The organism is Streptomyces sp. NPDC001606 (assembly GCF_053596835.1).
In genome coordinates this window covers 20,901-32,684 of sequence record NZ_JBSFHC010000034.1, presented here as the reverse complement: position 1 = coordinate 32,684, position 11,784 = coordinate 20,901, and the positions used below count along the sequence as shown (strand labels likewise).

Genomic DNA, 11,784 nt, shown 5'->3' with positions numbered 1-11,784 from the left:
CCGTGCTGCTGCTGGATGTCGATCATGCGCTGGAGGAGCGGGTCGCGCGGATCGATCAGGTCGTCGCCGAGGAGCACCGCGAAGGGCTCGTCACCCACGTGCGGGGCCGCGCACAGCACGGCGTGGCCCAGACCCCGCGGATCGCCCTGGCGCACATAGTGCATGGTCGCCAGATCGCTGGACTCCCGCACCTTGGCGAGCCGTTCCGCGTCGCCCTTCTTCTCGAGCGCCGACTCCAGCTCGTAGTTGCGGTCGAAGTGGTCCTCCAGCGGACGCTTGTTGCGCCCGGTGACCATCAGGACGTCGTCGAGCCCCGCCGACACGGCCTCCTCGACCACGTACTGGATCGCCGGCTTGTCGACGACCGGCAGCATCTCCTTGGGAGTCGCCTTGGTGGCCGGCAGGAACCGGGTGCCGAGGCCCGCCGCGGGAATGACAGCCTTGCTGATCCTGGGGTGCGACTGAGTCATGCCCGCAACCATATCCGGTGCCTTTGTGGGGAAACTGTGGCTCCGGTTGGTTGACCCTTTATGGCTGCATTGAGGAAGGGTGCGAGACGACCGGTGGAACACGACGGAAGCACGGACGAGCCTGGCAAGCGAAGGTTGCGGCGCGAGATCCTCGCGGTGAGACGCGGGTTGACGCAGGACGACGTCCGCGAGACGGGCCGCGCGCTGGCGGAGCGCGCCCTGGACCTGCCCGAGCTGGCGCGGGCGCGCACGGTGGCGGCGTACGTCTCCGTGGGCAGCGAGCCCGCCACGCTCGCGCTGCTGGACGCGCTGCGGGCGCGGGGCGTGCGCGTGCTGCTCCCCGCGCTGCTGCCCGACAACGATCTGGACTGGGGCGAGTACACCGGACCGGACTCCCTCGCGCGAGTCCAACATGGCGGAAAGATGGCCCTCTTCGAGCCCTCCGGCGCACGGCTCGGTCCGGACGCCGTGACGAGCGCCGATGTCGTCCTGCTCCCCGGACTGGCGGTGGACGCGCAGGGCATGCGGCTGGGGCGGGGCGGCGGGTCGTACGACCGCGTGCTGGCGCGCCTGGAGAACGCGGGCGCGCGCCCCGGTCTCGTGGTGTTGCTGTACGACGCCGAGGTCGTCGCACACGTCCCGGCGGAGGGGCACGACCGGCCGGTGCACGCGGTGGTGACGCCCTCCGGTGTGCGCCGCTTCCCGAGCGGCTGAGGCAGCGGGACGAAACGGCCCCCCACGCGTGCGCGTGGGGGGCCGTTTCGGTGCCTGCCGGTCAGCGGGTCACGGCTTGAGGACGAGCGTGTCGCTGGTGCCGTCGTCGACCGCCTTGCCCGAGAACGACCAGGGCAGCAGCTCGCCCTTGGCCCACAGGCCGGTCTGGTCGGTGTAGTGCGCGCTGAAGGCGTGCCCGGAGGCGCCGGTGAGGTTGATCCACCGGGACTTGTCGAAGTCGGCCAGGTTCACGACCATCCGCATGGACGGAACCCAGACGACGTTGTAGCCGCCGGCGGCGTTCCAGCCGGTGGCGTTCACCGTGGCCTCGCCGCCGCTGAGCTCCCAGGGGCCGCGGTTGAGGATGTACTGCAAGACCTCCGGGCCCTCGGTGCCGAGCGTCTGGTTCTTCAGGAACAGGCGGTGCAGCCTGCCCCAGCTCCAGGTGTCGATGTCCTTGCCGAGCTTGGCGGTCAGCTCCCAGCGGGCGTCGATCATCGCGCGCGCGAACAGCTGGTCGCGGTTGTCCGCGGCCGGGCGGGTGCCCGACTTGGGCGTCTTCCACCAGTCGCTGTCCGGCTTGTCCATCAGGGTGCGCACGACCTCGAACCAGCGGTCGCCGCCGTCCGGCTGCGCCTGGTCGGCGTCGCGCTCGCCGCACTCGCGGACCTTGGCGTCGTCGTCCAGCGGCCCGGTGCTGTCGATCTTGTCGACCCACAGGCACTGTCCGTCGACGCGCAGCTCCTTGGGGAGCTTGTTGCCGAAGGCGAGCTTGAGGACGTTGCGCCAGACGGCGTTGAAGTACGCGGCCGCCGCGGAGTCCGAGTCCTGGGTGTAGTCCCAGCCCTCCAGCAGCTTCTGCGCCTCGCGCACGCTCTTGTCATCGATGTTGATCTTCAGCAGCGTCGGCACCAGGAGCTTGGCGATCTCGCTGCTGTTGTCCAGCTGCATCTGCCGCATGTCGTCCGTGGAGATCTTGCCGCCGTCCTTGATCTTGGACTCGATCAGGTCGGTGATGCGCTGGCTGCGGGCGCCGTAGCCCCAGTCGGTGGTGAGCGTGTACGGGTACTTGGCCTGGTCGACCACGGCCTGGTTGGCGGTGACGATGTAGCCGCGCTTGGGGTTGTACTCGTACGGCAGCTCGGACTTCTTGATGAAGCCGGTCCAGCGGTACTTCGGGTCCCAGCCCGGTGCGGGGATGGAGCCGTCGTCCACGGCGGAGCGCGTGGGGATCCGGCCGGGCAGCGTGTAGCCGATGTGGTTGTCGGTGTCGGCGTAGATCAGGTTCTGCGAGGGGACGTCGAACAGGGCGGCCGCCGCGCGGAAGTCGTTCCAGCCGCCCGCCCTGTCGAGGGCGAACACGGCGTCCATGGAGGTGCCCGGGTCGAGCGCGGTCCACCGCAGGGCGATGCCGTAGCCGTCACCGCGGTCGGGCGCGGCGGTGTTGACCGTGGCCTTCTTGCCGACCTGGACGAGATCGTCGTCGCGGTCGGACAGCAGCGGCATCCCGTCCTGGGTCTGCCGGACGACGATCGTCTTGGACGCGCCGCCGGCGACCTTGATGGTCTCCTCGCGGGTCTTGAAGGGCCGGACCTTGCCGTCGTACAGGTAGCCGTTGGCGGTGACCTTCTCCAGGTACAGGTCGGTGACGTCGACCCCGGAGTTGGTCATGCCCCACGCGATGTTCGCGTTGTGACCGATGATCACACCGGGCATCCCGGCAAAGGTGAACCCGCTGACGTCGTACTGGCACGTGCTCGAGACGGTGCGGCAGTGCAGGCCCATCTGGTACCAGACGGACGGCAGGGACGCCGACAGGTGCGGGTCGTTGGCGAGCAGCGGCTTGCCGGTGATGGTGTACTTCCCGGAGACGACCCAGGAGTTGGAGCCGATGCCCTGGCCGTTCACGCCGACGGCGGTGGGGACGTTGTCCAGGACCTTGTAGAGGCCCGCCAGCTGGCTCGTGAGGCCCGTTCCGGCCGTGGCCGAGGAGGAGGAGCCGGTCGTGCCCGTCGCGCCCCGAGAGGCGCCTGTGGCGCTTCCGGTACCGGTGGTGCCGGTGGTCCCCGAGGTGCCCGTCGTACCGGTCGAGCCGGTCGTGCCCGTGCCCTGGGAGACGCTCGCGGTGCCGCCCTGCTGGAAGGTCTTGGTCAGCTCGCTGTACTGGCCCTCCTGCACGATCGGCTTGTCGCGGCCGTAGGGGTACTCCGGGTACAGGTCCTGGATCTGCTGCGGGCCGAGGCGGCTGGTCATCAGGGCGCGGTCGATCTCGTCCTGCATGTTGCCGCGCAGGTCCCAGGCCATGGCCTTGAGCCAGGAGATGGAGTCGACCGGGGTCCACTTCTCCGGCTGGTAGTCGTTGGTGAGGCCCAGGGCCGCGTACTCCAGGGAGATGTCCTTGCCGTCCTTGCCCTGAAGGTAGGCGTTGACGCCCTTGGCATAGGCCTGGAGGTACTTCTTCGCGGAGGCCGACAGCTTGGTGTCGTACTCCTGCCGGGCGATCCGGTCCCAGCCGAGGGTGCGCAGGAACTCGTCGTTCTTGACCTGGCCCTTGCCGAACATCTCCGACAGGCGACCGGAGGTCATGTGCCGGCGCACGTCCATCTCGTAGAACCGGTCCTGCGCCTGGACGAAGCCCTGCGCCATGAAGAGGTCCTCGTCGGAGGAGGCGTAGATCTGCGGGATGCCGTTGCCGTCCCGCTTCACGTCGACCGGCCCGGACAGGCCGTCGAGCGTGATCGAACCGGTGGTCTGCGGGAAGGAGGCGCGGACGGTGCTGATCGACCAGTACGCCCCGTAGGCGAGGCCGCCGATGACGGCCAGGACCAGCACCAGCACGATCAGTCGGGCTTTGCGCCCCTTCTTCCTGCCGGACTTGGCGGGCTTGTCACCCGTTGTGGCGGTGGTGTTGGGGGGCATCGCTGTCCTTGCTGTCCTAACGCGAGCGGCAGGTCGGGCTGTGACTTTGAATGAGCGCTGGAGCAACCATAGGCGCAGGGCCCTCTCCCACTTGACGCGGAGTGGGGAACCAGCGCGCACGGACGTTCGATCTTGCCCCGCCGAGCGTCAAGAAAGCGTCAAGAGTTAGGTAAGGTAACGAAGTACTTGGGTGCGGTGCGCCGCAGCCTCGGGTCTTGTGTACGCACGTCCGCGCCCCGCGCGCGGGCCAAGGAAGGGAACCGCCGCTGACTGTCGACCACCTCAACCAGCTCCTGCTCGTCTGCTCCCTCGTCCTGCTCGTCGCTGTCGCGGCTGTCCGGATCTCGTCCCGCAGCGGGCTCCCCAGCCTGCTCGTGTACCTGGGGATCGGCGTCCTCATGGGCCAGGACGGCATCGGCGGAATCCACTTCAACAGCGCCGCGCTGACCCAGGTCATGGGATACGCGGCACTGGTCGTGATCCTGGCCGAGGGCGGTCTCGGCACCAAGTGGAAGGAGGTCCGGCCGGTCCTGCCGTCCGCCTCCGTACTGGCGACGGCGGGCGTCGCGATCAGCGTGGGCGTGACCGCGGCGGGCGCGCACTACCTGGTCGGGCTGGAGTGGCGGCAGGCGCTCATCATCGGCGCGGTGGTGTCCTCGACGGACGCGGCGGCGGTCTTCTCCGTCCTGCGGAGGGTTCCCCTCCCCGCGCGCGTGACGGGCACGCTGGAGGCGGAGTCCGGCTTCAACGACGCCCCGGTGGTCATCCTGGTCGTCGCCTTCTCCACCGCCGGCCCGGTCGAGCACTGGTACGTGCTGCTGGCCGAGATCGCCCTGGAACTGGCCATCGGCGCGGCCGTGGGTCTCGCGGTGGGCTGGTTCGGCGCCTGGGGGCTCAGGCACGTGGCCCTGCCCGCCTCCGGCCTCTACCCGATCGCGGTCATGGCGATCTCCGTCACGGCGTACGCGGCCGGCGCCCTGGCGCACGGCAGCGGCTTCCTGGCCGTCTACCTGGCCTCGATGACGCTCGGCAACGCCAAGCTCCCGCACTGGCCGGCCACCCGCGGTTTCGCCGAGGGGCTCGGCTGGATCGCGCAGATCGGCATGTTCGTCCTGCTCGGCCTGCTGGTCACCCCGCACGAGCTGGGCGACGACATCTGGCCGGCGCTCGTCATCGGGCTGGTCCTCACCATGGTGGCCCGCCCGCTGAGCACGGTGCTCAGCCTGGCGCCGTTCCGGGTGCCCTGGCAGGAGGAGACCCTCATGTCGTGGGCGGGCCTGCGGGGCGCCGTGCCCATCATCCTGGCGACCATCCCGATGGTGAACGGCGTCGCCGGCAGCCGCCGCATCTTCAACATCGTCTTCGTCCTGGTCGTCGTCTACACCCTCGTCCAGGGGCCGACGCTGCCCTGGCTCGCCCGCACGCTGCGCCTGGGCGAACAGGGCGAGGCCTCCGACCTCGGCATCGAGTCGGCGCCCCTGGAGCAGCTGCGCGGGCACCTGCTGTCCGTCTCGATCCCGGAGGGTTCGCGGATGCACGGCGTGGAGGTCAACGAGCTGAGGCTGCCGCCCGGCGCCGCCGTCACGCTCGTCGTACGCGATGAAAAATCGTTTGTTCCGCTGCCTTCGACGGTGCTGCGAAGGGGCGACGACCTGCTCGTCGTGGCCACCGACCCGGTCCGCGACGCGGCCGAGCGCCGGCTGCGCGCCGTCGCCCACGGCGGCAAGCTGGCCGGCTGGCTGGGCACGGACGGGACGGGCCCGGGACGCAGGGACCGGGGGCGCGGCGCATGACGCCCTGACGGCCCACCCCGGTGCCGATCACAGGAGAACGTGCCGTATGGTGCTCATTTTCACAGGTGCACAAGGGTGTGGTCCTTATACTGTGAAGGCACCCTGATCGAACCAACTCTGCCTGACGCAGAGCTGGCGCGACCGTATGGCGGCCGGAAACGCTCTTTGCAGAAGCGCCGGTATCTACCGCAGTTCCGCGCAAGAGGACAGCTCTCGGCGCCCCCGCACGGGCGCGCTACCAGGCGGAAGAAAGGCACGGGCCGTGGCATCCACGGTCACCACCACCGATTCGGCGGAGACCCCGTCGGCATCGTCCCGCCCCGGATACGGCCAGCTGCTGCGCACCCGCGGCGCCTGGACGTTCCTGCTGCCGGGTTTCGCTGCGCGACAGCCGTTCGCGATGCTCACCATCTCCATCGTGCTGCTGGTGCAGCACACCACCGGCTCGTACGGCGCGGCGGGCGCCGCCGCGGCCGCCACCGGCGTCTCCATGGCGCTGTTCGCGCCCTACAGCGGCCGTCTCGCCGACCGCTACGGCCAGCGCGCCGTCCTGGTCCCCGGTGTCCTGATCCACACGGTGTCGGGCCTGTCCCTGACGGCGCTCGCTCTGGCACACGCGCCCCTGTGGGCGCTGTTCCTCGCGGCCGTCCCCACCGGCGCCTCGGTGCCGCAGGTCGGCCCGATGGTGCGGGCCCGCTGGGGCGTGAAGCTCCAGGGCTCGCCCCTGATGACCACGGCGGCCGCGTTCGAGTCGGTCACGGACGAGCTGACCTTCGTCTTCGGCCCCCTGCTGGCGACCGCCCTGTGCACCGCGGTGACGCCCTCGGCGGGCCTGGTCACGGAGGCCGCGCTGACCCTCGTCGGCGGTCTGCTGTTCGCCGCGCAGAAGAGCACGCAGCCGCCGGTGACCGCGGAGAGCGGCCACGCGCGCGTGAAGCACGCCTCCGCCCTGCGCGTGCCGGGCGTGCGCGTGCTGGTCGTGACCTTCCTGGGCATCGGCTCCGTCTTCGGCGGCATGCAGGTGTCGCTGGCCGCGTTCACCGAGTCGATCGGCGAGCCCGGCCTGAACGGTGTCCTGTACGGCGTCTTCGCGGCCGGCAACATGCTGTCCGGCATCGTCTGCGGCGCGATCGCCTGGAAGGCCGCCCCGCAGCAGCGCCTGGTCGTCGGCTACACGGCACTCGCCGTGGCGGCGTCAGCGCTGTGGACGGCGCACTCCGTGCTGCTGCTCGCCGCGCTCGGCCTGCTGGTCGGCATGTGCATCGCGCCGTCGCTGATCACGGGCTACACGCTGGTCGAGGGCCTGGTCCCGGCCGGTGCCCGCACCGAGGCCTTCACCTGGCTGACCGGCGCGGTCGCGCTCGGCCAGGCGGCGGCCGTCACCGTCGCCGGACAGCTGGAGGACCGGCTGTGGGGCGGCGCGGGCTTCCTGGTGCCCATGGCCGGCACCCTGGTCGCACTGGCGACGCTGCTGGCGCTCCGTTCGCGGCTGGTCGCGCAAGCGCGGAACCGCACCGTCGCACGTGGCGTCGGTCACCGCGTGCCGGTGACGGTGGACTGAAACCCCGGAATACGTCACTATGGATCGTCGTTAGCACTCATCGAGTGAGAGTGCCAGGAGGAAGACAGTGCCGACCTACCAGTACCAGTGCACCGAGTGCGGCGAGGGCCTTGAGGCGGTGCAGAAGTTCACCGATGACGCCCTGACCGACTGCCCCAGCTGCAATGGCCGCCTGAAGAAGGTGTTCTCCGCGGTCGGCATTGTCTTCAAGGGCTCCGGCTTCTACCGCAACGACTCCCGCGGCTCCACGTCGAGCAGCAGCCCGGCGTCGAAGTCGTCCAGCTCGTCGTCGTCCGACACGAAGTCGTCCTCGACCTCGTCGTCGTCCACGACGTCCTCCACGAGCAGCTCCGCCGCCTGAGACCTCTCCATCCGGACCCTGCCGTCGTACGACGGCAGGGTCTTCGGCGCTCCCCCAATCCGCCTCCCCATGGGTTTCGGGGCGAGCTAGGGTGCTGGTCATGGCGAACGCAGAGATCGGCGTAATCGGCGGTTCGGGCTTCTACTCGTTCCTCGACGACGTGACCGAGGTCCAGGTGGACACCCCTTACGGGCCGCCCAGCGACTCCCTCTTCCTCGGCGAGATCGCGGGCCGGCGCGTCGCCTTCCTGCCCCGGCACGGCCGCGGCCACCACCTGCCGCCGCACCGCATCAACTACCGCGCCAACCTCTGGGCGCTGCGCTCCGTCGGCGTCCGGCAGGTGCTCGGCCCGTGCGCGGTGGGCGGGCTGCAACCCGAGTACGGCCCGGGCACCCTGCTCGTGCCGGACCAGTTCGTGGACCGGACGAAGACCCGCGTCCAGTCGTACTTCGACGGGCTGCCGCGGCCCGACGGGACCGTGCCGAACGTGGTGCACGTCTCGATGGCCGACCCCTACTGCCCCACCGGTCGGGCCGCCGCGCTGAAGGCGGCTCGTGGCCGGGACTGGGAGCCGGTGGACGGCGGCACGCTGGTCGTGGTGGAGGGGCCGCGGTTCTCCACCCGTGCCGAATCGTTGTGGCACCGGGCCCAGGGCTGGTCGGTCGTGGGCATGACGGGGCATCCCGAGGCGGCTCTCGCCCGGGAACTGGAACTCTGCTACACCTCGATGACCCTGGTCACCGACCTCGACGCGGGCGCCGAGAGCGGGGAGGGCGTCTCCCACGAGGAAGTGCTGCGGGTGTTCGCCGCCAACGTGGACCGGTTGCGGGGCGTGCTGTTCGACGCGGTCGCGGCGCTGCCGGAGACCGGGGCGCGGGACTGCCTGTGCGGGAACGCGCTCGGTGGCATGGATCCGGGGTTTGAGCTGCCGTAGCTGCCCGGGGCCGGGGGCGGCGGAATGTCCCGTTCGGGTGGGCGGGTTTTCCACAATCGGCTGATGGTCCACCGGCTCCGGCGAGATCCGGCGCGAGGCCTCATCGTGGCATGGCAAGCCGATCCCTTCGTCGCCGGCGGTGACTGCCATGCCCCTCCCCTCGTCCCCTTCACCCCTCTCGTCCGCGGGCCCGTTCCCGCCTTCCCCCGCTCGCTCCGCCCCGCATCCCGCGGCCTCTCCGCTACGGCTTCCGCGGCCGCTCGGTACGGACGCCCCGGCGACCTGTGAGGTGCCGCAGTTCGCGCCGGTGCGGGTGCGCGGCGGGCGGTACCGGCTGCAACGGCTCGTCCGGCACCGCGGGCGGGTCGTCGCGGCCGTCCTCGCGGTGACGGCGGCCGCGCTGATCGTCTCCGGGCCGCGCTCCCCGGCGGAACCACACCTCACCCAGCGGGCCCGCGGGCACCCGGCCGGGGAACCGGTGCCGCGGCCCGGCGCGGTGGATCTGGTGACGGCGCCGGTGCGGATCGCCGACGCCGCCACCGTCCGGCTGCTCCGGCCCGGTGACCGGGTCGACGTCATCGCGGCGCAGGACCCGTCGGCCGGGGGTGACGCCCGTGTGCTCGCGCGCGGGGTGCGGGTGACGAAGGTGCCTGCGCCGCCGGAGGGCGCGGCCGAGAGCGGTGCGCTGGTGGTGCTGTCGGTGCCGCGGGCCGCGGCGGCCCAGCTGGTCGGTGCGAGCGCCACGGCCCGCCTGGCGGTGACGCTGTGCTGAGCCGGACCGCTCGCCCTGCCGACGACTCGCTGTCAAGTCGCTCGATCGAGCTAAGGAATTGGACAGAACGGGCTCACGGTGCCGTAGGTTGCGGAGCGTTTGGTTCCACACCCATACGTTCCACACCCTGTGCATACGAGGAGAGTCCCCGAGGTGAGCGCGAAGAAGGAACCGAGCGTCTGGCAGGGCTTCAAGGCCTTCCTGATGCGCGGCAACGTCGTCGATCTTGCAGTCGCGGTGGTCATCGGCGCGGCCTTCACCAACATCGTCAACTCGGTGGTGAAGGGGATCATCAACCCCCTGGTGGGGGCGATCGGCACACAGAACCTGGATCACTACAGCCTCTGTCTGAAGGACCCCTGCTCGGTGACCGCCGACGGCACCGTCAAGAGCGGTGTGCCGATCCTGTGGGGCAGTGTCGCCGGTGCGACGCTCACCTTCGTGATCACCGCGGCGGTGGTGTACTTCCTGATGGTCCTGCCGATGTCGAAGTACCTGGCCCGGCAGGCGGCGCAGCGGGCTGCGCGGGAGGGCACGAAGGAGGTCCTCGAGGTGACCGAGCTGGAGGTGCTCAAGGAGATCCGCGACGCGCTGGTGGCACAGCGCGGATCCGGGCACGACGCGTCCTAGCGGCGCCACTCCGGTCGGCTCAGATGTGGTGGGGCGGCTTCTCGTCGAGGAAGCGCTTCAGGTCGGCGGCGCTGTCGCCGGGCGTGCGCTCGCCCCACCCCCGGTCGGTGTCGTCCGAGGACTGCTGGTCCAGCGGGTCGTCGAAGACCAGCGCGGGCTTCGGGGCGCGCGGCGCGGGCTCGGGGGCAGTGCTCATGCCCCCAGGGTACGGCCCCGGCCCCGGCGCCCCGGCCCCATGCCCGGCACCGGCACCGGAAGCGGCCCCGGACATGCGGTTCGTCCCGGCCGCGGATCCCCCGAGCTCTTGTGAATCCGTTCACAAGATATTCGGCCGGTTTTCTGCTGTCCTGGGAAACATGACGTCCAGTTCCGCTCAGGCGCCTGCCCCCTCGGGCGCGCCCCGGCCGTCCGGACCTCTGCGCCGCCTCACCGCGCGCGGACGGCATGAATCGCACCGGGTCTCCTCTCCGCTGGAGCTCTTCTTCGACCTGTGCTTCGTGGTGGCGATCGCCCAGGCGGGCACCCAGCTGGTGCACGCCGTCGGCGAAGGGCACGCGGGCAGCGGGATCCTCAGCTACGCGATGCTGTTCTTCGCCATCTGGTGGGCCTGGATGAACTTCACCTGGTTCGCCTCGGCGTACGACAACGACGACGCGCTGTACCGGGCCGTCACACTGGTGCAGATCGCCGGCGTTCTGGTGCTGGCCGCCGGTGTCTCCCGGGCCTTCCAGCAGCATGACTACCTGGTGGTGTGGCTCGGCTATCTGATCATGCGGCTGGCGATGGCGGCACAGTGGCTGAGAGCCGCGAGATCGGCCACCGGCCCGGAGCGAACCATGGCGCTCCGGTACGCGGGCGGTGTGCTGCTGTGCCTGGTCGGCTGGCTCGGGCTGGTGCTGCTGCCCGGACCCGCCCGGTCCTGGGTGTTCCTCGTGATGGTGATCGCCGAGCTGTGCGTGCCGCTGTACGCCGAGCGGGACTACCAGACCGCCTGGCATCCGCATCACATCGCCGAGCGCTACGGCCTGTTCACCATCATCGTGATCGGGGAGACGATCGCCGCGGCCACGGTCGCGGTGAAGTCGGCCGTGGACGAGCACGAGGCGCTGGGCGAGCTGCTGCCGATCGCGGCGGGCGGACTGCTGATCGTGTTCTCGGCGTGGTGGATCTACTTCGTGGTGCCCATCCACGGTCATCTGCGCTCCAACAGACAGGCGTTCCTGTGGGGCTACGGCCACTATCTGATCTTCGCCTCGGCCGCGACGATCGGCGCGGGCCTGGAGGTGGCCGTGGAACAGGCGGTCGGGAAGACCCACATCTCCACGCTGTCCGCCTCGGCGGCCGTGACCCTCCCCACGGCGCTGTATCTGCTCTCCGTCTGGGCGCTGCACGCACGGCACTTCAAGGTCGGCATCGCCCAGCAGATGGTGCTGCCGGTGACGGCTCTGCTGGTGATCTGCTGCACCTTCCTCGGGGGCTGGGCGGTGCTCGCGGCCGGGCTCGTGTGCTCGGCCGCGGTCGCGACCGGGGTGACGCTGACGGCACGGATGGCGAGCCGGGAGCGCACGCCGGAGGCCACTGCCCCGGCCGGCTGAACCCTTCGGCGGCGGCCGGCGCTGGGCCAGACTGG

Annotated in this window: 11 protein-coding genes; 8 read left to right on the top strand and 3 right to left on the bottom strand. The window is 70.6% G+C overall.

The features are described from left to right. Positions 1-470: UTP--glucose-1-phosphate uridylyltransferase (locus ACWCV9_RS36520; RefSeq protein WP_450793199.1), on the bottom strand; the 470-nt coding region annotated here is incomplete at its 3' end. Positions 471-530: 60 nt separating this feature from the next. Here ACWCV9_RS36520 and ACWCV9_RS36515 point away from each other — a divergent pair. Next, positions 531-1,184: a 5-formyltetrahydrofolate cyclo-ligase gene (locus tag ACWCV9_RS36515; protein WP_450793198.1), complete on the top strand. Its 654-nt coding sequence runs from the start codon at positions 531-533 to the stop codon at positions 1,182-1,184. Positions 1,185-1,253: 69 nt separating this feature from the next. Here ACWCV9_RS36515 and ACWCV9_RS36510 read toward each other — a convergent pair whose 3' ends face one another. Then, entirely contained in the window at positions 1,254-4,103 is a 2,850-nt protein-coding gene (locus ACWCV9_RS36510; protein WP_450793196.1) for a penicillin acylase family protein, read from the bottom strand. A gap of 215 nt (positions 4,104-4,318) precedes the next feature. On the opposite strand from ACWCV9_RS36510, the gene ACWCV9_RS36505 reads away from it, so the two are divergent. From ACWCV9_RS36505 to mscL, 6 genes are all read left to right on the top strand, one after another. Next, entirely contained in the window at positions 4,319-5,896 is a 1,578-nt protein-coding gene (locus tag ACWCV9_RS36505) for a potassium/proton antiporter (protein WP_450793195.1), read from the top strand. 262 nt (positions 5,897-6,158) lie between these two features. Beyond that, positions 6,159-7,457 carry an MFS transporter gene (locus ACWCV9_RS36500; protein ID WP_450793193.1) on the top strand — a complete coding sequence of 433 codons (1,299 nt, stop codon included), beginning with the start codon at positions 6,159-6,161 and terminating at the stop codon, positions 7,455-7,457. A 67-nt stretch (positions 7,458-7,524) separates the two neighbouring features. After that, positions 7,525-7,818, top strand: coding sequence for an FmdB family zinc ribbon protein (locus ACWCV9_RS36495; protein WP_450793191.1), 294 nt, complete (start codon positions 7,525-7,527; stop codon positions 7,816-7,818). A 100-nt stretch (positions 7,819-7,918) separates the two neighbouring features. After that, the gene (locus ACWCV9_RS36490; RefSeq protein WP_450793189.1) at positions 7,919-8,752 is read left to right on the top strand and encodes an S-methyl-5'-thioadenosine phosphorylase; all 834 of its coding nucleotides are present in this window, start codon (positions 7,919-7,921) and stop codon (positions 8,750-8,752) included. A 148-nt stretch (positions 8,753-8,900) separates the two neighbouring features. Then, positions 8,901-9,524 (top strand): hypothetical protein, encoded by a 624-nt coding sequence (locus tag ACWCV9_RS36485; protein WP_450793187.1) that lies wholly within the window; start codon positions 8,901-8,903, stop codon positions 9,522-9,524. 153 nt (positions 9,525-9,677) lie between these two features. Next, entirely contained in the window at positions 9,678-10,154 is a 477-nt protein-coding gene (gene mscL, locus ACWCV9_RS36480; RefSeq protein ID WP_450793185.1) for a large conductance mechanosensitive channel protein MscL, read from the top strand. Between the two features lie 19 nt (positions 10,155-10,173). Here mscL and ACWCV9_RS36475 read toward each other — a convergent pair whose 3' ends face one another. Beyond that, positions 10,174-10,350 (bottom strand): hypothetical protein, encoded by a 177-nt coding sequence (locus ACWCV9_RS36475; protein ID WP_450793184.1) that lies wholly within the window; start codon positions 10,348-10,350, stop codon positions 10,174-10,176. 160 nt (positions 10,351-10,510) lie between these two features. On the opposite strand from ACWCV9_RS36475, the gene ACWCV9_RS36470 reads away from it, so the two are divergent. Beyond that, positions 10,511-11,749 (top strand): low temperature requirement protein A, encoded by a 1,239-nt coding sequence (locus tag ACWCV9_RS36470; protein WP_450793182.1) that lies wholly within the window; start codon positions 10,511-10,513, stop codon positions 11,747-11,749. The last annotated feature ends 35 nt before the right edge of the window (positions 11,750-11,784 follow it).

Coding starts and splice junctions, on each gene's coding strand:
- ACWCV9_RS36515 (WP_450793198.1), top strand. CDS start 531: ATGGCTGCATTGAGGAAGGGTGCGAGACGACCGGTGGAACACGACGGA.
- ACWCV9_RS36510 (WP_450793196.1), bottom strand. CDS start 4,103: ATGCCCCCCAACACCACCGCCACAACGGGTGACAAGCCCGCCAAGTCC.
- ACWCV9_RS36490 (WP_450793189.1), top strand. CDS start 7,919: ATGGCGAACGCAGAGATCGGCGTAATCGGCGGTTCGGGCTTCTACTCG.
- ACWCV9_RS36485 (WP_450793187.1), top strand. CDS start 8,901: ATGCCCCTCCCCTCGTCCCCTTCACCCCTCTCGTCCGCGGGCCCGTTC.
- ACWCV9_RS36475 (WP_450793184.1), bottom strand. CDS start 10,350: ATGAGCACTGCCCCCGAGCCCGCGCCGCGCGCCCCGAAGCCCGCGCTG.
- ACWCV9_RS36470 (WP_450793182.1), top strand. CDS start 10,511: ATGACGTCCAGTTCCGCTCAGGCGCCTGCCCCCTCGGGCGCGCCCCGG.